The 19,174-nt window shown below is 68.7% G+C and carries 19 protein-coding genes; 11 read left to right on the top strand and 8 right to left on the bottom strand.

Translation table 11 applies throughout. The features are described 5' to 3' along the window. Window positions 1-7: 7 nt before the first annotated feature. A complete protein-coding gene (locus tag ACT535_RS13920; RefSeq protein WP_476364839.1) occupies window positions 8-1,237 on the top strand; it encodes an ABC transporter substrate-binding protein in 1,230 nt (409 codons plus the stop codon). Window positions 1,238-1,309: 72 nt separating this feature from the next. Here ACT535_RS13920 and ACT535_RS13915 read toward each other — a convergent pair whose 3' ends face one another. After that, window positions 1,310-2,026 (bottom strand): GntR family transcriptional regulator, encoded by a 717-nt coding sequence (locus ACT535_RS13915; RefSeq protein WP_476364838.1) that lies wholly within the window; start codon window positions 2,024-2,026, stop codon window positions 1,310-1,312. A gap of 82 nt (window positions 2,027-2,108) precedes the next feature. On the opposite strand from ACT535_RS13915, the gene ACT535_RS13910 reads away from it, so the two are divergent. The 5 genes from ACT535_RS13910 to ACT535_RS13890 all read left to right on the top strand — a co-directional run bounded on the left by ACT535_RS13910 (window position 2,109) and on the right by ACT535_RS13890 (window position 7,373). After that, window positions 2,109-3,122, top strand: a complete 1,014-nt coding sequence (locus ACT535_RS13910) for a Bug family tripartite tricarboxylate transporter substrate binding protein (RefSeq protein WP_476364837.1) — start codon at window positions 2,109-2,111, stop codon at window positions 3,120-3,122. Between the two features lie 73 nt (window positions 3,123-3,195). Next, window positions 3,196-4,338: a mandelate racemase/muconate lactonizing enzyme family protein gene (locus ACT535_RS13905; RefSeq protein WP_476364836.1), complete on the top strand. Its 1,143-nt coding sequence runs from the start codon at window positions 3,196-3,198 to the stop codon at window positions 4,336-4,338. 3 nt (window positions 4,339-4,341) lie between these two features. Next, a complete protein-coding gene (locus ACT535_RS13900) occupies window positions 4,342-5,244 on the top strand; it encodes a fumarylacetoacetate hydrolase family protein (RefSeq protein WP_476364835.1) in 903 nt (300 codons plus the stop codon). Next, window positions 5,234-6,202, top strand: coding sequence for a hydroxyacid dehydrogenase (locus tag ACT535_RS13895; protein ID WP_476364834.1), 969 nt, complete (start codon window positions 5,234-5,236; stop codon window positions 6,200-6,202). Before ACT535_RS13900 ends, ACT535_RS13895 begins: the two co-directional genes overlap by 11 nt. Before the next feature lie 31 nt (window positions 6,203-6,233). Beyond that, on the top strand, window positions 6,234-7,373 hold the full coding sequence (locus ACT535_RS13890; protein ID WP_476364833.1) for a mandelate racemase/muconate lactonizing enzyme family protein: 1,140 nt from the start codon (window positions 6,234-6,236) through the stop codon (window positions 7,371-7,373). 12 nt (window positions 7,374-7,385) lie between these two features. On the opposite strand, the gene ACT535_RS13885 is transcribed toward ACT535_RS13890, so the two are convergent. Continuing rightward, entirely contained in the window at window positions 7,386-9,248 is a 1,863-nt protein-coding gene (locus ACT535_RS13885) for a TRAP transporter large permease (protein ID WP_168458940.1), read from the bottom strand. A gap of 529 nt (window positions 9,249-9,777) precedes the next feature. On the opposite strand from ACT535_RS13885, the gene ACT535_RS13880 reads away from it, so the two are divergent. Continuing rightward, window positions 9,778-10,170 carry a hypothetical protein gene (locus tag ACT535_RS13880; RefSeq protein ID WP_476364832.1) on the top strand — a complete coding sequence of 131 codons (393 nt, stop codon included), beginning with the start codon at window positions 9,778-9,780 and terminating at the stop codon, window positions 10,168-10,170. Between the two features lie 13 nt (window positions 10,171-10,183). On the opposite strand, the gene ACT535_RS13875 is transcribed toward ACT535_RS13880, so the two are convergent. Further along, on the bottom strand, window positions 10,184-11,950 hold the full coding sequence (locus ACT535_RS13875) for an ABC transporter ATP-binding protein (protein ID WP_476365098.1): 1,767 nt from the start codon (window positions 11,948-11,950) through the stop codon (window positions 10,184-10,186). 290 nt (window positions 11,951-12,240) lie between these two features. Here ACT535_RS13875 and ACT535_RS13870 point away from each other — a divergent pair, with 290 nt between their 5' ends. Together ACT535_RS13870 and ACT535_RS13865 are read left to right on the top strand one after the other, a co-directional pair. After that, a complete protein-coding gene (locus tag ACT535_RS13870; RefSeq protein WP_476364831.1) occupies window positions 12,241-12,912 on the top strand; it encodes a PRC-barrel domain-containing protein in 672 nt (223 codons plus the stop codon). Window positions 12,913-12,938: 26 nt separating this feature from the next. Further along, window positions 12,939-14,273 carry an MFS transporter gene (locus ACT535_RS13865; RefSeq protein ID WP_476364830.1) on the top strand — a complete coding sequence of 445 codons (1,335 nt, stop codon included), beginning with the start codon at window positions 12,939-12,941 and terminating at the stop codon, window positions 14,271-14,273. Here ACT535_RS13865 and ACT535_RS13860 read toward each other — a convergent pair. The 4 genes from ACT535_RS13860 to ACT535_RS13845 all read right to left on the bottom strand — a co-directional run bounded on the left by ACT535_RS13860 (window position 14,239) and on the right by ACT535_RS13845 (window position 15,980). Further along, window positions 14,239-14,781, bottom strand: coding sequence for a hypothetical protein (locus ACT535_RS13860; RefSeq protein ID WP_476364829.1), 543 nt, complete (start codon window positions 14,779-14,781; stop codon window positions 14,239-14,241). The genes ACT535_RS13865 and ACT535_RS13860 overlap by 35 nt on opposite strands. Before the next feature lie 70 nt (window positions 14,782-14,851). Beyond that, window positions 14,852-15,265: an arsenate reductase (glutaredoxin) gene (arsC, locus tag ACT535_RS13855; protein ID WP_476364828.1), complete on the bottom strand. Its 414-nt coding sequence runs from the start codon at window positions 15,263-15,265 to the stop codon at window positions 14,852-14,854. Beyond that, on the bottom strand, window positions 15,262-15,621 hold the full coding sequence (locus ACT535_RS13850) for an aquaporin (protein ID WP_476364827.1): 360 nt from the start codon (window positions 15,619-15,621) through the stop codon (window positions 15,262-15,264). Before ACT535_RS13850 ends, arsC begins: the two co-directional genes overlap by 4 nt. A 5-nt stretch (window positions 15,622-15,626) precedes the next feature. Then, window positions 15,627-15,980 carry an ArsR/SmtB family transcription factor gene (locus ACT535_RS13845; protein ID WP_476364826.1) on the bottom strand — a complete coding sequence of 118 codons (354 nt, stop codon included), beginning with the start codon at window positions 15,978-15,980 and terminating at the stop codon, window positions 15,627-15,629. Between the two features lie 217 nt (window positions 15,981-16,197). Here ACT535_RS13845 and ACT535_RS13840 point away from each other — a divergent pair, with 217 nt between their 5' ends. Together ACT535_RS13840 and ACT535_RS13835 are read left to right on the top strand one after the other, a co-directional pair. Next, the gene (locus ACT535_RS13840; protein WP_476364825.1) at window positions 16,198-17,349 is read left to right on the top strand and encodes an Mrp/NBP35 family ATP-binding protein; all 1,152 of its coding nucleotides are present in this window, start codon (window positions 16,198-16,200) and stop codon (window positions 17,347-17,349) included. A gap of 181 nt (window positions 17,350-17,530) precedes the next feature. Continuing rightward, window positions 17,531-18,622 carry a TRAP transporter substrate-binding protein gene (locus ACT535_RS13835; RefSeq protein WP_168458933.1) on the top strand — a complete coding sequence of 364 codons (1,092 nt, stop codon included), beginning with the start codon at window positions 17,531-17,533 and terminating at the stop codon, window positions 18,620-18,622. Window positions 18,623-18,688: 66 nt separating this feature from the next. Here ACT535_RS13835 and ACT535_RS13830 read toward each other — a convergent pair whose 3' ends face one another. Next, window positions 18,689-19,111 (bottom strand): hypothetical protein, encoded by a 423-nt coding sequence (locus ACT535_RS13830; protein WP_168458932.1) that lies wholly within the window; start codon window positions 19,109-19,111, stop codon window positions 18,689-18,691. Between the last annotated feature and the right edge of the window lie 63 nt (window positions 19,112-19,174).

The following is a 19,174-nucleotide window of genomic DNA, read 5'->3' as shown; positions in this document are numbered from 1 at the left end:
GAAAACCATGCTCAGGACAACCCGGCTCGCGCTCGCCGCGGGCGCCGCCTTCCTCGCCGCGGCGCACTTTGCCGCGCCGACGCCCGCCCGCGCGGAAATCCCCGGCAACAAGATCCGTCTCGGCGTGCTGACCGATCTCTCGGGTTTTGCCTCCGATTCCACCGGCATGGGTTCGGTGGTCTCGGCGCGCCTCGCGGCCGAGGATTTCAAGAAGGAGCATCCCGGCATCGAGGTGGAGGTGATCTCCGTCGACCATCAGAACAAGCCGGACATCGGCTCGGCAACGACCCGCAAGTGGATCGCCGACGGCACGGTGGATGCGATCCTCGACGTGCCCTTCTCCTCCGTCGCGCTGGCGGTGCAGGAGGCGGCGCGCGGCTCGAACGTGGCCTTCATTGCCTCCGGCCCCGGAACGGCCCTGCTCACGGGCGAGAAGTGCTCGCCCAATACGGTGCACTGGACCTACGACACCTGGGCGCTGGCCCACGGCACCGCGCTGGCCCTGCTGAAGGCGAAGAAGGACACCTGGTTCTTCGTCACCGCCGACTATGCCTTCGGCCATGCGCTGGAGGCCGACGCCATGGCGGTGGTGAAGGCGGAGAACGGCAAGATCCTCGGCGCCGTGCGGCATCCGACGAACGCTTCGGACTTCTCTTCCTTCATCTTGCAGGCGCAGGCCAGCGGCGCGCAGGTGGTGGCCCTCGCCAATGCGGTGGGCGACACCATCAATTCCGTGAAGGCGGCCTCCGAGTTCGGCCTCACCCAGAAGCAGAGCCTCGCCGCGCTGCTGATGCAGCTCACGGACGTGCATTCTCTTGGCCTGCCGGTGGCGAAGGGCCTGTTCCTCACCGAAGGCTTCTACTGGAACATGAATGACGGCACCCGCGCCTATGCGGACCGCTTCGCGGCGCAGATGAACGGCCGCCGGCCCACCGCAAACCAGGCGGGCGTCTATTCCGGCGCGCTCCACTATCTGCGCGCCGCCGCCGCGGCCAACACCACCGAGGGCCAGAAGGTGGTGGCGAAGATGAAGGAGATGCCCTCCGACGATCCGCTGTTCGGCAAGGGCCAGGTGCGCGCCGATGGCCGGCACATCCACAACATGTACCTGTTCCAGGTGAAGACGCCGGACCAGTCCAAGGGGGCGTGGGACTATTACAACCTCGTCGAGACCATTCCCGCCAAGGACGCCTTCCGCCCCATCGCCGAAGGCAACTGCCCGATGGTGAAGGGCTGAGCCAGCGCGCTCCGCGCATCCGCCTAAGATCGTGCCCCGGCCTGTCCTCCAGGCCGGGGTTTTTTGTGTCGGTCAGGCGGGCGTGCGGCGGCGGATGCGGCCGGTCGGATCGGCGAGGCCGAGGAGATAGCGCCCGGCCTCCTCGATGTCGGCGACGATCTCCGCCTCGGCCGCGGCGCCGTCGCGACGGCGCAGCGCATCGAGGGCGGCCTGGTGATGGTCGGTGCCTTTCAGCAGCACCACATATTCGGGCACCACGAAGGACAGGATCGGCCCGCAGCGCAGCCAGAGATTCTCGATCATCTCGTTTAGAATAGGGATGCCGGCCAGCGCATAGATGCCGAAATGGAAGCGGCGGTGGACGTCGAGATAGGCGTCCAGCGCTCGCCGGGCGATCATGCCCCGCATGTCCACGAGCAAGGCGTCCAGCGCGTCGATGTCGGCCGGCGTCGCCTTTTGCGCGGCCTCGCGGGTGGCACGGCCTTCCAGCTCGCAGCGGACCATGGTGATGTCCACCAGTGCGCTCCTGCGCAGGTCCGGCACCAGCGCGGAATTGCGCGGCCCCTGTTCCAGCACGCCCTGCGCCACGAGCCGGGCGATGGCATCGCGCACCGGGGTGATGGACGTGCCGAACGTCTCCGCCAGCTGCCGCAGCACCAGCGCGCTGCCCGGCTCGAACCGCCCGGCGAGCAGCGCCTCGCGCAGCTGCGCATGGGCGCGATCCCACAAGGGCTCGCGGGAGAGCCGGGAAAGGTTGCGGTCGGCGACGGTGGCGTTCGTGTCCATCATCCAAGGGGAGCACTGGAAAAGCGCGTTGACAAGCAGCTTATATGTCGTTTGTTATAACAAATAACAAAAGGGAGACGCGCCAATGAAGCACAGCCTTGCCCTCGCCCGGGGCTTTGCCCCGGCCCTGGCCCCAGCCTTTGGGCTCGCAGCGACTTTGGGGGCGGTCCTCCTCGCGTCAGCCGGGAGCGCCACTGCCCAGGACAAGTTTCCGAGCCGCGAGGTGCGCCTCATCGTTCCCTGGAACGCGGGCGGTTCCAACGACATCGCCGCGCGCGTGCTGGCGCCGATCCTCGCCGAAAACGGCGTGCGCATCATCGTGGACAACGTGCCCGGAGGCACCGGCACCATCGGCATGGGCCGCGTCGCCAGCGCCAATCCGGACGGCTACACCATTGGCATGGGCACCTCGTCCACCCTCTCCATGATCGCCCAGAACAAGACGCCGCTGCGCAACGACCAGTTCGCCGGCATCGCCCGCGTGTCCAGCGATCCCTTGATGCTGCTGGTGAAGACGGACGGGGCGAAGGACGTGGATGCCTTCGTCGCCCAGATGAAGGCCAATCCCGGCAAGATCACCATCGGCACGCCGGGCAGCTACAACATCAACCACATCTTCGCGACCATGACCGCCAAGGCGGCGGGCGTGGACTATGTGAACGTGCCCTATCCGGGCGGCGCCAAGGTCATCACCGATCTCGCCGGCGGCCAGATCGACGCGGCGGTGCTGAAGCCGTCCGAGAGCATCGCGCAGATCAAGGCCGGCCAGGTGAAGCCCATCGCCATCTTCGACACCCAACGCCTCACCGTCTTCCCCGACGTGCCGACCATGAAGGAGAAGGGCTTCGACGTCTTCCCCTACGGCCCGGTGGTGCAGATGGCCTATATCGTCGGCCCGGCGAAGATGCCGCCGGAGGTGCGCAAGACGCTGGTCGAGGCCTTCCGCAAGTCCATCCAGGACCCGCGCTTCAAGACCTTCGCGGCCGAGAACGGCGTGCTGGTGGACGACCTCACCGGCGATGCGCTCGATGCCGAGGTGAACGCCGTCCAGAAGTCGCTGAATGCGGTCGCCACCCAGGTATTCAAGGGCGCGGAATAGCGCCCGGCAACGGCGCGGGCCTCGCATTGCCCGCGCCATTCTTTCCTTCCCGATCCATAAGAAAGGGCGCGACGTGAGCGTCATCAAGAGTGTCCGGGCCCACGTGATGGCGGCGCCCGTCGAGAAGCCGTTCACCTCGTCGCGGGGCTGGCTCTACAAGACGCGCGGCACCTGTCTCGTGGAGATCGAGACCGCCGACGGCATCGTCGGCTGGGGCGAGTGCTACGGCCCGTCCGCCGTCGCCAAGGCCTTCATCGAGACCCAGTTCGGCCCGCGCATCCTCGGCCGCGACCCGTTCGACGTGGAGGTGATCTGGGAAGACCTCTACAACCGCATCAAGGATTACGGCAACAAGGGCATGTCCATCGCCGCCATCAGCGGCATCGACATCGCCCTGTGGGACATCATCGGCAAGAGCTGCGGCAAGCCGGTGCACAAGCTGCTCGGCGGCGCCTTCCGCACCGAGGTGGATTGCTACGCCACCGGCCTCTATTTCATCGATTTCGACAATCTGGTGGGCGAGGCGGTGGAAGAAGCCACCGGTTATGTGGACGAGGGCTTCAAGGCCATCAAGATGAAGATCGGCCTCGGCAACATCACCAAGGACTACGAGCGGGTGAAGGCGGTGCGCGACGCCATCGGCCCCAACATCCGCCTGATGGTGGACGCCAACCACGCCTTCTCCGTGCCCGTCGCCATCCGCCTCGGCCGCAAGCTGGAAGAGTTGGACGTGGAGTGGTTCGAGGAGCCCATCTCGCCGGAAGACATCGACGGTTACGTCGAGGTGGCCCGCGCCCTGGACATGGCGGTGGCCGGCGGCGAGAACGAGTTCACCCGCTGGGGCTTCCGCGACGCTATCGTGCGCAAGGCCATGGACATCGTGCAGCCGGACGTGTGCGCCGCGGGCGGTCTCTCCGAGTGCAAGAAGATCGCCACGCTCGCCTCCACCCATGGCGTCGAGTGCGTGCCCCACGCCTGGGGCTCGGCGGTGGGCATCGCCGCGACGCTCCACTTCCTGGGCTCCCTCGCCGACCAGCCGCCGAGCCTGTTCCCGTTCGAGCCGCTGCTGGAGTTCGAGCAGTGCGAGAACCCGTTCCGCGATCACCTCGCCAAGGAGCCCATCGTGCAGGAGCGCGGACGGGTGAAGATCCCCACCGCTCCCGGCCTCGGCATCGAGATCGACCGCTCGGTCATCGACCGCTACCGGGTGGGTTGAGCCATGCGCTTCGTGAGCTTCCGCCACGCCGGCGAGGACCGCGCCGGCGTGCTTGAGGGCGATGGCGCGGGCGCCGATGACGTGGTGTTTGACCTCGCCCATCCGGCCATGGCCGATGCCCTCGGCGGTGTCGCGCCCCATGTCCATGCCCTCATCCTCGCCGGCCTGCCGGCAATGGTTGAGCGCATCGTCGCCCACGGCCTTGCCGAGGCCGCGCGGCTCCCGGCGCGCGAGGTGGACCTGCTGGCGCCCTATGTGCCGCCGCGCATCTATGCGCTCGCCTTCAATTATCGTGACGCTTTGGCCGAGCGGGGCATGGCGGCGCCGGCCGAGCCGGTGCTGTTCATGAAGCAGGCCTCCACCGTGGTCGGGCCGGGCGCGCCCATCCTTCTGCCGCCGGATATCGGCGGCTGCACCTACGAAGTCGAGATCGCCGCCATCATCGGCCGCCGGGCGGAGAAGGTGGGGCGGGAGGACGCGCTCTCCCACGTCGCCGCCTATGCCGTGTTCAACGACATCAGCGCCAGCGAGATGATCAAGCGCGACGGCGGCTTCACCCGCGGCAAGAATCTGCCGACCTTCGGACCTCTGGGCCCCTTCCTCGCCAGCGCCGACGAGATCGCCGACCCGCACGCGCTCGCCCTCTCCCTCGACGTGGACGGCACCCGGCTGCAGGAGGGCGTCTCCGCCGACCTTGTGTTCGACATCGCAGATCTGGTCTCGCGCCTCTCGCAGGCCCACACGCTGGAGCCGGGCGACGTGATCGCCACCGGCACGCCGGCCGGCGTCGCGGGCATGCGCAAGCCGCCGGCCTGGCTCCGGCCCGGCTCCGTGGTGCGCGCCCGCGTGGAAGGGCTCGGCACCCTGGTCAATCCCATCGTGGAAGGTGCGCCCTATGGTCCGTGAGCGGCCGATCGTCTTCGCCACCAATGCGCTGCATCCGGACGGCGCGGCGCTGCTGGAGGCCGTTGCCGAAATCGTCGTCGGCCCCGACACGTCCGACGGCACTTTGCGCCGGCTCACCCGCGAGGCCGACGCGGTGATCGTGCGCGCCAAGCTCCCGGAGGATGTGTTCGAGGGCGCGGATCGCGTAAAGGGCGTGGTGCGCCATGGGGTGGGGCTCGATTTCATCCCCGTCGCAGCGGCGACCGCGCGCGGCATCCCGGTCGCGAACCTGCCGGGCAGCAACACGCAGACCGTCGCGGAATACGTGTTCTCCGCCCTCTTCCATCTGCGCCGGCCGCTGGCGCGGATCGATGCGCGCCTGCGCGCGGAGGGCTGGAATCCGGCTCGCGGGCTGGGGGACGGCACCAGCGAGATTGCGGGCTCGACCCTCGGCATCATCGGGCTCGGCGCCATCGGCCAGCGGGTCGCGGCCATCGCGCGGGCCGGGTTCGGCATGCGCGTCATCGGCGCGTCGCGCTCCGGCGGGGCGGTGGAGGGCATCGAGGGCGTCGATCTGGAGGCCCTGTTCGCCCAGAGCGACGCGGTGGTTATCGCCTGCCCGCTGACGCCGCAGACGAAAGGCCTCGTGGACGGGCGGCTGCTCGCCCGCATGAAGCCCTCCGCCGTGCTCATCAATCCGGCCCGCGGCCCCATCGTGGATACGCAAGCGCTCCTCACCGCCCTCAAGGCGGGGTGGATCGTGGGCGCGGCGACCGATGTCTACGACACCCATCCCGTGCCGCCGGACAGCCCGCTCTTCGACCTGCCGAACCTGCTGATGACGCCCCACCTCGCCGGCATCACCGCCACCTCCATGCGGGCCATGAGCATCGGTGCCGCCGAGGAAGTGCTGCGTGTCCTGAGGGGCGGGGAGCCGCAGAACCTCGTCAATCCCGCCTATCGCGCCGCGCGCGCCTGATCCGCGCCGCCAGAAAAACCGAGAGAGCCCCATGCGCATCGCCTCCGTCCGTGCCGTCCCCGTCTCCTTCCGCGTGCCCGAGGGCCAGAACGTCACCCTCGGCATCGGCCGGGCGGTGAAGCGCGATTCCGTGCTGGTGCGGGTGGAGACGGACGAGGGCATCGTCGGCTGGGGCGAGGCCCATCACGGCCGCTGCCCGGGCGCGGTGGCGAAGCTCATCGACACCACTTTGTCCGAGCTGGTGCTGGGCATGGATGCGCTGGACGTGGTGGGCGTGTGGCAGAAGGTCTACCGGATGCAGCTCGCCAGCCACGGCATGGGCGCAGCAGCGGCCCTCGCCTTGAGCGGGCTCGACATCGCCCTCTGGGACATCCGCGGCAAGGCGATGAATGCGCCCATCCATCGCCTGCTGGGCGGGGCGCCGAGGAAGATCAAGGCCTATGCCGGCGGCATCTCGCTCGGCTGGCAGGATCCGGCGGCGCTGGCGGAGGAGGCGCAATCCTACGTGGCGCAGGGCTATCGCGCCCTGAAGCTGCGCGTGGGCGACACACCCCGCCGCGACATCGCCCGGGTGGAGGCGGTGCGCGCCGCGGTGGGGGACGAGATCGACATTCTCGTCGACGGCAACACCGGCTGCTCGCTGGACGACGTGCGCCGGGTGATGCCGGCCTATGAGGCGGCGAAGGTGGGCTGGTTCGAGGAGCCGTTCCCGCCGCACGATTACCGCAGCTATCAGGACGCCGCGAAGCTCGGCACCGTGCCGCTGGCGGCGGGGGAGAACCACTATACCCGCTTCGAGTTCACCCGTCTGATCGCGGACGGCGCCGTCTCCTTTGCGCAGCCGGACCTCTCCAAGGCCGGCGGCATTACCGAATGCCAACGCATCGCGGTGCTCGCCTCCGCCTGGAAGATGTCGGTGAACCCGCACACCTCCGCCACTGGCATCAACATGGTGGCGACGCTGCACCTGATGTGCGCGGTGGACAACCCCGGCTATTTCGAGGGCGACGTGGCCCACCACAACCCGTTCCGCGACGAGGTGTGTGGCCTGCCGTACCAGCTTTCGCCGGATGGCACCGTCACCTGCCGCGAGGGGCCGGGCCTCGGCATCGAGGTCGACGAGGCCTTCCTTGCCGCCCACCCGCTCATCGAAGGCCCATGCTACGTGTGATCGCTTCTCACCTCACAGGAAGCCGGTGGAGATCCACGGCACGGCGGCGACGATGATGAGGCCGATGAGCAGCGCGATCATGTAGCCCACGATGGGCTTCATGCCCGCATCTGGGCTGATGCGGCTGATGGCGCAGGCGGCGTAATAGCCGACGCCGAAGGGCGGCGCGAACAGGCCCATGCCCATGGCGAGGATGACCACCATGGAATAGTGCACCTCGTTCACCCCCACCTGCTTGGCGATGGGGAAGAGGAGGGGGCCGAACAGCACGATGGCGGGGATGCCCTCCAGCACCGAGCCCAGCACCACGAACGCCACGATGGAGACCGCGAGGAAGCTCGCCGCCCCGCCCGGCAGGGCACGCATGGCCTCGGCCAGTGCGTTGGAGAAGCCGGACTGGGTGAGCGCCCACGCCATGCCGGTGGCGGCGCCGATGATGAACAGGATGGCGCCGGAGAGCGCCGCGGTATCCACCAGCATTGGGAACAGGCGGCGGAAATCGAACCGGCGATAGATGAGCAGGCCCGCCACCACCGAATAGACGATGCCGATGGTGGAGACCTCCGTGGCGGTGGCGACGCCCTCGATCACCGCCGCGCGGATGACGAAGGGCAAGGCGATGGCAGGCACGGAAATGATGAAGGCGCGGCCCACCTCGCCCCAGCTCGCCTTGGCGACGCCGCTCAGATCCTCGTCGCGATAGCGCCACCACACCACCGAGCACAGGGCAACGGCGAGCACCAGCGCCGGTAGCAGGCCGCCGGTGAACAAGGCGGCGATGGACACGCCCGTGACCGAGCCGATGGTGATGAGCACGATGGACGGCGGAATGGTCTCGGTCTGCGCACCGGTCGCCGAGAGCAGCGCCACAAGGTCGCCGGGCTTGGCGCCGCGCTTGGTCATTTCCGGAAACAGCACCGGGGCGACGGCGGCCATGTCGGCGGCCTTGGAGCCGGAGATGCCCGAGACGAGATACATGGCGCCGACGAGCACGTAATGCAGGCCGCCGCGCACATGGCCGAGCAGGCTGGCGAGGAAGGCCACCATCGCTTTCGCCATGCCGGTCATCTCGATGAGCTGGCCGAGGAACACGAACAGCGGCACCGCGAGCAGGATGAGGTGACCCATGCCCTCGTCGAAGCGGCCGATCACCACCATGCTCGGCGTGTGGGTGGAGAGCGAGATGTAGGCGAAGGTGGCGAGGCCGAACGAGAAGGCGATGGGCACCGCCATCAGCACCATCACGCCCACGCCGAACAGGAAGAAGATCAGGAGGTTGTAGTTGCCCAGCGTCCGGAACACCGGCCCGAGCGCGTAGAAGCCGCCGACGATGGCGGCGACCACCAGGATGGCGATCACCGCGTCGCGCCCGGTGGCGTGCTGGGCGAGCTTGAGCAGCCCCACCATCAGCATCAGCGCCGTCCCCACCGGAATGGCGGCGGCCCGCCAGGTGTTGGGAATCTCCAGCGCCGGCATCACCACATAGGCTTCCTCCTGCGCATACTCGATGGCCGGGTGGAGGATCATCAGCAGGAAGGCGACGGCGGCGGCGATGGCGATCATGTCGAAGAAGGCGCGGGCGCGCGGCTTCATCATGCCGACGATGGCCGTCATGCGCATGTGCTCGCCGCGGTTCAGCGCGATCACCGAGCCGAACAGGGAGAGCCAGAGGAAGAGCATGGAGGCCAGCTCATCCGACCAGATGAGCGGCTTGTGCAGGGCATAGCGGAAGATGACGCCCGCGAGCAGCACTAGGATTTCCGCCACCACCAGCACCGCGGCGGGGATCTCCGTCAGCCAGCCGAGGATGGCGCTGGCCTTGACCGCCCACACGCGTCCGGTGACGTCCGAATGGTCATGGGTGTGTAGCGACATGGAAACCCCTTGGCACGGTGCAGGCTTTTTCGCGTCCACGTCCGGAGTGCCGACTCAAGACGTTGCGCTGAACCGTCCCCGAAGATTGATGCGGGCTCAAGAGGGTAAGCGCGCGATCAGCCCGCACCGCACCGATCTAGGGGGCTTGCCCCCGGCATTTTTTGCGTTCCGGCCCCGAGGGAAGGCGTTCGTGCTGCAATCGCACGCAAAGCTCGCACTGCAGCATGGCGTCATCCTCGCGCGTCATCGGTGGCGCCGGCGAGGGAGACGCGGCGGCGATGAATGCAGGTGGGAGCGCGTGGAAACACAGGGAAACAAGAAGAAATTAATGTTCGGCCTGTCGGTGTCTGTAAAAACAGGAAACTACAAGAATTCGCTCATCTACGCCGTCTGATCGACGAAGGGGCGTGCATATTGATTTACACTTCCTGACATGTGCCGACTTCGGTGGAGACTATGAAGCAGGTATGTTTGGCACAGGGGCGGAGGTTCGTAATTCTGGTGCCCTATGCGTCATTGTGCAGTCGCCATGGCCTGCGCCCTGCTGGCATTTCCGATCTTGACGGATGGTGGGAAGGCCGCCGAGCGCGGCGCGCAGGCGGAGTCCGGGGATGAGGTGCTTTTCCTGCGGTGCGCCGGCCCCGCGGCGCCGTCGGCCTCGGACACCTTCAGCTTTTCCAAGGCCTACAAGGTCGATCCAAAGGCGGGTGAGGTCTTTGCGTTCGATGGAGCGCGCGACGTCTTCGTCGCTGCCGGCCTGTGCGCGGTCGGTCCGGATATCATCAGCTGCCAGGATGAGAATCCAGGTGCGGCCCAATATCAATCGATCACCATCCATCGGGCCGACGGCGCGTTCAGGCGCGAGATCACCGTCCGCGATGTCCGCATCACATCCGAGGGCGCCTGCCGGAAGAGCCTGTGATGGGGCTTACCAGTCATACCGCCTGCTCGGAGAGCCGGCCCAGCTCGCGTGAGACGAGATCGCGGTAGACCCCCGGCCGGCGCATCAGCTCCTCGGGCGGGCCGCTCTCCACCAGCCGACCGCCGCGCAGCACCAGGATGCGGTCGAACTTGCGCAAAGTGGAGAGGCGGTGGGCGATGGTGATGACGGTGCGGCCGGTCATCAGCCGCTCCAGCGCAGCGCGGATCGCCTCCTCGGCCTCGGTATCGAGCGCCGATGTCGCCTCGTCGAGGATGAGGATGGGCGCGTTCTTGAGGAAGGCGCGGGCGATGGCGATGCGCTGGCGCTGCCCGCCGGAGAGCTTCACGCCCCGGTCGCCGACGATTGTGTCGAGCCCCTGCGGCATCTCCTCGATGAAGGGCAGGCAGCGCGCCGCCACCGCGGCCTCCCACACCTCGTCGTCATCCGCCTCGGGCCGGCCGTAGCGGATGTTCTCGCGCAGGCTGCGGTTGAGCAGGGCCGTGTCCTGCGGAACCAGCGCGATGGTCTGGCGCAGGCTCGCCTCGGTGCTCCGCGCGATGTCCTGCCCGTCAATGAGGATGCGCCCACCATCGAGCGCATAGAAGCGCTGGAGCAAAGCGACCAGGGTGGACTTGCCGCCGCCGGAGGGTCCCACCAGCCCCACGCGCTGGCCGGCCTCGATCTCGGCGCTGAAATTCTCGAACACCCGCCGACCGTTGGGAAAACCGAAGGAGATGTTCTCGAAGCTGACGCGCGCCCCGGCGGGCACCAGTGCGGATGCCTCCGGATGGTCGCGCATCTCGTGCGGGGAGAGCAGGGTGGACAGCGCCTCGGACAGGCGGGCGAGGTGCTGCGTCACGTCCACCAGCGCCACGGCGAGATCGCGGGTGGCGCTGAGCACCGAGATACCGAGGGTACACACCAGTACCACGTCGCCGGCGCTGGCCTGCCCGCTCTGCCAGAGGGTAATGGCCCAGGCGAGGAGGCCGATGGTCATCACCACCACCACGCCGGCATGGAGCAGGCGCAGGCGCTCCAGATAGATGAGGCTGCGGCGGCGGGCGGTCATCTCCTCGGCCACCGTCGCGTCAAACCGGCGATGCTCGCGGGAGATGGCGCCGAAGGCCCGCACCAGCGCCATGTTGCCCACCACGTCCACCATTTCCCCGTCCACCGCCGCCGCCTTGTCGGCGAAGGAATGGTGCAGCGGCTTGCCGGCGGCGGCGATGCGGAACATGACGAACATCACGAGGCCCGCCACCGCCACCAGCACCGCCGCCATCTCCACGCTGACGAGGGACAGGAAAAGGATGGCGCCGAAGGTGGCGACGCAGGGCGGCAAAACGTTCCACACGAACATGTTCTCGATCTGGAACACGGCGTTGGATGTGGCTGTCACCCGGCTGGTCAGGACGCCCGGAAGCCGCTCGGTAAAATAGCCGGGAGCGTGGCCGGTGAGGTGGCGGAACAGGTCCGACCTCAGATCGCCGGTCACCGCCACGAAAGCATAGGCCGCGCACAGGCTGGCAACCCGCCAGAGCAGGGTATCGGTCGCGATGAAGCCGACCAGCACGGCGAAGGCGGTCCACGGAGCGACGGCGCCGGGGGCGGGGGAGGTGGAGAGCGCGTCCACCAGCAGCTTCACGCCATACTGCGTGCTGACGGAAGCCGCGACCGCGCCGAGCACCGCGATCAGGATCACGGCATGCAGCAGCCGGTGCCGCGCCACATATCGCCCGAGGAAGGCGAGGGGCCTTTGCGCGTAGCAGCAGAGGTCCACCGGCGCGGCTTGAGCGCGGCTGGCGCCCGCCTGCGCGGCGCGGCGGCGGAGCCAGGACGATCCCAGCAGATGGGGCGGCGTGGGGCAGGCCTGCCCCTCGGATTGCAATGTGGTCACAGGCCCTCGCGCGGTTCGGGACAATGGGTCCGGAAGGTTCTGGCGCTCTTGACGCACGAACCCGGAACGCTGCGGGGCCGTGTTCGTTTCCCACCGGTGACGAATTCGCTGCACTGCGCCATCCGGCGTGGGCACGGCGCCGCTCTCGCGCGCGGCGCGTCAGGAGGGCAGGCATGGAAAACCACGAGCGGCAGCAGGGGCCTGCGCTGACGCAGTTCATCGGAGATACGGGCGCGCGGCCGGGTCGCGATGCCGCCCGGGCCATGCAAGGGTGGCTGCGGCATCTTGCCCTTGCAGCCCTCCTCCTTCCGGGGCCGGCGCTGGCGCAACCGGCGGCGCCGGCCGAGCCTGCGCCCTCCGCATCCCCGACCCCCGTACCCGTCGCCCCTGCGCCACCGCCCGCCGCGCCGGCGCGGCCGACGGTGGAGACGCCTGCCGTGGTGCTCGATGGAAGCGTGGCCGAAACGCTCCTCGGCAAGCCGGTGAAGGGCGCCAGTGGCGACGACATGGGGCGCGTGGTGGACGTGATGGTGGACCGCGCCGGCACCATCCGCGCCGCCATCATTGATTTCGGGGGGTTCCTCGGGGTGGGCACGCGCAAGATCGCCGTGGACTGGCGGGTGCTTCACTTCCCCGCCTCCGGCGCCATGGAGGCCATCGGCGCCGATCTCTCCCGCGACCAGCTGCGGACCGCACCGGTCTACAAGCCCGGCGAGCCGGTGGTGATCGTCGGCCGGGCCGACCCGACGCCGGCGGCCGCGCCCCGCCCGGCCGCCGTTGTCCCTGCGCCTAAACCGGCAGCGCCGGCCACACCGCCCCCCGCCGCTCCGGCCGCCAAGCCGTAAGACGCACGGTGGCAAGGCGCACCGGCATGACCGACGTGATCGACGCCCCACCAGGCCAGAGGGACGATGCCGCCTCGCGTCCGATCCCGCACGGGGCGCCTTCGCCCCAGCCTTCGCCGCCCGCCTCGGCGCGGAGCCGGCACGGGCTGGACGGGCTGGTGTTCTTCATCGCCGATGTACAGACCGGCTTCGGGCCGTTCATCGCCGTCTTCCTCACCACGCAGAAATGGACGCAGGCGGATATCGGCCTCGTCCTCACCATCGGCTCGCTGGTGAGCCTCGGCGGGCAGATCCCCCTCGGGGCGTTCGTGGACCGGTTGAAGGCGCTGCGCGCGGCGATTGCTGTCTCCCTGATTCTGATCGGCGGGGCGGCGCTGGCCTTTGCGCTGTGGCCGGTGTTCGCGGTGGTGGCGGCCTCGCGGGTGGTCCACGCCGTCGCCAGTTGCGTCGCCGGGCTGGCGCTGGTGGCGATGAGCGTCCGGCTCGCGGCGCCGGGGCAGGTGGGGGAGCGGCTCGGCCGCAACGCCGCCTTCGCCTCGGCCGGAACCGGCATCGCCGCCGCCGCCATGGGGGCGGTGGGCTACTATCTGTCGAGCCACGCGGTGTTCTATCTCACCGCGCTCATGGTCATCCCGGCGCTGCTTGCCCTCTCGCGCATCCGCGCCGAGGAGGTGGCGGCTCCGCCCCGGCCGGAGGGGGAGGACGCGCGGGGCGCCCGCACCGGCGGGCTAGGCGCCGGCCTTCTCGCCCTCGCGCGCAATCGCCCGCTGGTGATCTTCGCCGGCTGCGTCATGGCGTTCCACCTCGCCAATGCGGCCATGCTGCCGCTCGCCGCGAGCATGCTCACCATGCGCTCCAGCGAGGCCGCCACCGTCATGGTGGCGGCGGCGATGGTGGTGCCGCAATTCACCGTCACCGTGCTCTCGCCGCTGGCGGGGCGCCTCGCCCAGAGTCTCGGGCGGCGGCCGGTGCTGCTTGCGGGGTTCGGCGCGCTGGTGGTGCGGGGGCTCTTGTTCGCCACCGTCACGGAGCCGGCGGGGCTGGTGGCGATCCAGCTTCTGGATGGCCTCTCGGCGGCGGTGTTCGGCGTGCTGGTGCCGCTGGTGGTGTTCGATCTCGCCCACAAGAGCGGCCACTTCAACCTGGCGCAGGGCGCGGTGGGCTGTGCCATGGGCATCGGCGCGTCCATCAGCACGCTCCTGGCGGGCATCGTCGCCGACCGCTTCGGCAGCTTCGCCGCCTTCGAGATGCTGGCCGCCCTGGCCGCGCTCGGCTTCCTCGCGGTGCTTCTCGCCATGCCGGAGACCCGGGGTCGGGCGGGGGAGCCTACTTCCGAAGCCCCACCCGGTGGCGGGACATGATCTCGTTCATCTCCGCCCGCAGGATGCCCATGGTCTCGGACAGCCGCATGGCCATCTCCTGGATGGCCGCCTGCGCGGGATCCTGCAGCACCAGCTTCTTCGCCTTCTCGATGCAGTAGCCGGTGAACAGCGCGTCCTGCTCGGGGCCGAGGGCAAGGCCCGCCTTGAGCGTGCGGACCTCCGCCGCGTCGCTGCGGTGGGAATTCACCTTCGGCGCATAGAGCGAGGCGTGCCGCCGCCAGTATTCCGCCTCCGCCACCTGCCCGGCCATGAGCACGACGATGGCGTCGGCCACCCGCCGCCGGTCGGCTTCGAGCGAGAGGTCGAGGGGCAAGCTTTCCGCGTCGGCAAAGCGCGTTTCCCCGCTCAGCCCGTCGGGCGGGCGCAGCAGCGCCTCCGTCACGTCCCGCTTGAGGAGAATGGCCACCAGCGCGTGCCCCGCCTCATGGACCGCGATGGCCTTGCGGCGGATGCCGATGGGTATCTCGTGGGCGGGCGTCATGGTCATGGGCGGGTTCGCGACAAGGGACGTGAGCCAAGCATTTCCCGTACCAGTCGCAGTCTGGCCCGCCGTCCGCCTAGCGGGCGCGCTGCACCACCTCGCCGTCTTCCTTGGTGAAGCTTTCCGGGGGCGTCTCCAGAAGGTCGAGCACAAGTTCCGACGGGCGGCACAGGCGCGTGCCCTTGGGCGTCACCACGATGGGACGATTGACGAGGATGGGGTGTTCGACCATGGCGTCGAGCAATTGCGCGTCCGTCACGCCGGGCTCGGACAGCTTCAGCTCGGCGACGAGGGGTTCCTTGGCGCGCAGCAGGTCGCGCAGGGGCGCGCCGGTGGCGGCAGCGAGGTCCGTGAGCTGCGCCCGGGTCCATCCGGCCTTCAGATACTCGACCACCGTCGGCTCGATGCCGGCGGCGCGGATCATGGCGAGGGTGTTGCGCGAGGTGCCGCAGCGCGGGTTGTGATAGATGGTCACCGGAAAATCGCTCATCGAATTGATCTTTCGCGGAAAAGCCAGCCGCACAGGGCCGCGGCGGCGAGGGCGCCCGCCAGCTGGGCGAGCAGGAAGAGGGGGACGGACTGCGGCGCGATGCCGGCGAATGTATCGCTGAGGCTGCGCGCCAACGTCACCGCCGGATTGGCGAACGAGGTCGAGGCCGTGAACCAATAGGCCGAGGTGATGTAAAGCCCGACCACCGCAGGCACAATTTCCGGCCGCGCCCGCGCGGTGGCGATGGCGAGCAGAAGCGCCGTTCCAAGCATTTCCGCCGCGAGGCGACGCGGCAGATCGAAGGCGGGCGCGGCTTCGCGGGCGAAAGTCGCGGCAGGCGGGATGATCTGGTTCATGAGGCCTATGGTCCCGGGGGCGGCTTCGGGGCGCAGGCACCGGCTTCGACGCCGGCGGGCGCGCACAGTTCGGGCCGGCCCTCGCAGCACTGGTCGGTGAGGAATCCGATGAGATCGCCCACCGTCTCGAACTGCGCCGCATAGATGATCGAACGGCCGTCGCGGCGCGACGAGACGAGCCCCGCATGGGCGAGCACGGAAAGGCTGGCGGAAAGCGTATTCGCGGGAATGCCGAGCCGGCGGGCCATTTCGCCGGCCGCAAGCCCCGCCGGTCCCGCCTCCACGAGGAGGTGCAGCGCGCTGAGGCGGCCCTCATGGGCGAGGGCGGAAAAGACCGGGACGGCCTGCTTTAATTCCATATTTCATGAATAATGGAAGTCTGGCCCTTCCGCAACAGCCGGACTAAAAGAAGCCTCGAGAGACGAAGGCTGTGCTGCCTAGCGTTTAATCAGCGCTCATATGTCGGGCTTTGCAGTCGCCGGCTCTCGTGCGAATCAGAAGATGATTTCAAATCATTCCAGTCCGGCCTCCGCGCCTGCCCCAGATGCGCGTCGCCCGGCCGGGGAGTTGAGTGACATGATGAGCCACACGGCCGAGCTTTCCGAGGACACCGTTCGTTCCACTTTGGCCAAGGTGCGCACGCCCGAGGGCGTGGCGCTGTCCGTCTCGCCGGCCTTGTCCGGCGTCGTGGTCACGTCGGGCAAGGTGTATCTCTCCATCAACATCGATCCGACCCAGGCGCGGGCGTGGGAGGATGTGCGCATCGCCGCCGAGAACGCGGTGAAGGCGCTGCCGGGCGTTGCCTCGGCTCTCGTCACCCTCACGGCCGAGCGCAAGCAGGCGCCGGCGGCCCCGGCCGCGCACAGCCACGGCCACGGTCACGGGCACGCCCATGGAGGAGCCCCTGCGCCGCGCGGCATCGCCGTGCCGGGCGTTGCCTCCATCATCGCCGTGGCCTCGGGCAAGGGGGGCGTGGGCAAGTCCACCACCTCCATCAATCTCGCCCTTGCGCTGCGCGATCTCGGCCTGAAGGTCGGCCTGCTCGATGCCGACATCTACGGCCCCTCGGTCCCGCGCCTCACCGGCGTCGCCCAGAAGCCGGAGACCACCGCGGACGGCAAGACCATGCTGCCGCTGGAGAATTTCGGCCTTCAGCTGATGTCCATCGGCTTCCTCGTGGAGGAAGACACGCCGATGATCTGGCGCGGCCCCATGGTCATGTCCGCCATCTCCCAGATGCTGAAGGACGTGAAGTGGGGGCCGCTCGACGTGCTGGTGGTGGACATGCCCCCCGGCACCGGCGACGCACAGCTCACCATGGCGCAGCAGGTGAACCTTGCCGGCGCGGTCATCGTCTCCACCCCGCAGGATCTGGCGCTCATCGACGCCCGGCGCGGCGTCGCCATGTTCGAGCGGGTGAACGTGCCCATCCTTGGCGTGGTCGAGAACATGTCGCACTTCGTCTGCCCCCATTGCGGCGGGCGGTCCGACATCTTCGGCCATGGCGGCGCCCATGCGGAGGCGGACAAGATGGGCGTGCCGTTCCTCGGCGAGATCCCGCTCCACATGCGCATCCGGGAAATGTCGGATGCCGGCCTGCCGATCCTCGTCTCCGATCCCGACAGCCCGCAGGCGGACGCGTACCGACACGTGGCGACCGGCGTGAAGGCGGCCCTGGACAAGGCCGCCGCCCAGACCCGGCAGGCGCCGCGCATCGTCATCGAGTGAGCCTCGGGCGGCACCTGCCGATGCGGTGCCGTGATTTTGAGCCGCCGGGGCATTTTTTCCCCGGCGGGCTGCGTTTCATCCCTTCCTCTGCGTTGAGCCGGAGGGGCGGCTGCTCTAAAAGCGGTACGACGGCCCGCCTTTAGAAGCGGCGCTGCGTTGAAAGAGCCCCAGGGAGTTCTCCATGAAACGCCGTGAGTTCCTCACCGCCGCCAGCGCGGGTGTCGCCGCTTCCGCAGCCGTGGCCATGCCGGCGATCGCGCAGTCGGCGCCGGAAGTGAAGTGGCGCTGCACGTCGTCCTTCCCCAAGTCCCTCGACACCATTTACGGCGCCGCCGAGCTGATGGCGAAGCAGGTGGCTGACGCGACCGACGGCAAGTTCCAGATTCAGGTGTTCGCGGCGGGCGAAATCGTCCCCGGCCTGCAGGCCCTCGACGCCACCACCAACAAGACCGTCGAGATGTGCCACTCGGCGTCCTATTACTACGTGGGCAAGGACCCGACCTTCGGCCTCGGCACCGCCGTGCCGTTCGGCCTCAACGCCCGCCAGATCAACGCCTGGTTCCTGTTCGGCAACGGCATGAACCTGTTGAACGAGTTCTACAAGAAGTACGGCGTCGTGATGTTCCCGGGCGGCAACACCGGCGGCCAGATGGGCGGCTGGTTCCGCAAGGAAATCAAGACGGTCGAGGACCTCAAGGGCCTCAAGATGCGCATCGCCGGCATCGGCGGCCAGGTGCTCGCCAAGCTCGGCGTGGTGCCGCAGCAGCTCGCGGGCGGCGACATCTATCCCGCGCTGGAGAAGGGCACCATCGACGCGGCCGAGTGGGTCGGCCCGTATGATGACGAGAAGCTCGGCCTCTACAAGGTCGCGCAGTATTACTACTTCCCCGGCTGGTGGGAGGGCTCCGCCGCCCTCAACTTCTTCGTCAACCAGGACAAGCTCGCCGAGCTGCCGAAGAACTACAAGTCGATCCTCACCGCCGCCATGGCGCAGGCCAACGAGAGCATGCTCGCGAGCTACGATGCCAAGAACCCGGTGTCGGTGCAGAGCCTCGTGAAGGCCGGCACCCAGCTGCGCCGCTATCCCAGCGACGTAATGGACGCCGCCTACAAGGCCTCCCAGCAGCTCTATGAGGAAATCGGCGGCAAGAACGAGGACTTCAAGAAGATCTACGAGGACATGAAGACGTTCCGCAACAACGCCTATCTGTGGTGGCAGATCGTCGAGTTCACGTATGACGACTTCATGGTGCGCGCCCGAACCCGCGGCTGATCGGGCATCACATCAAGGCAAAGCCCCGGAGCGTCGCTCCGGGGCTTTTTTCTGTGCTCAGCCCGTTCAGCGCGTGCCGCCGGGCGTCGCCTGCGTGCGGCCGCCTTCCTGCGCCGGGCCCTTGTGCGGATCCTGGCCGGGCGCCATGCCCGAGCGCGGCGTGACGGTTCCGGTGGTGTCCATGGCCGGGCCGTTGCCGGTGGACGAGGCGCCCGGCGTAGCCTGGGTACGGCCTGCCTCCTGCGCCGGCCCCTTGTGGGTATCCTGGCCGGCGGACATGCCCGAGCGCGGGGTGGACGGCACGCCCGGAGTCGGGGCGGTCATGCCGCTGCCGCTCGGGCCGGGGGTGGCCTGGGTGCGGCCACCTTCCTGCGCCGGGCCGCTCTGCGTGTTCTTGCCGGGCGCGGTGCCGGACTGCGCGCCCGCGGCGCCGGTCATGGCGATGAAAGCGGCGGCGGCGACGGGGATGGCGTACTTCGCGATGCTCATGCGGGGTCTCCCTCCAATTGACTGCACGGCATGACAACCGCGGAAACCGCATTTCGGTTCAGT

This window comes from Xanthobacter sp. DMC12 (assembly GCF_056314105.1).
The sequence above is the reverse complement of the archived record's forward strand: the minus strand, read 5'-3'. Positions and strand labels throughout refer to the sequence as shown.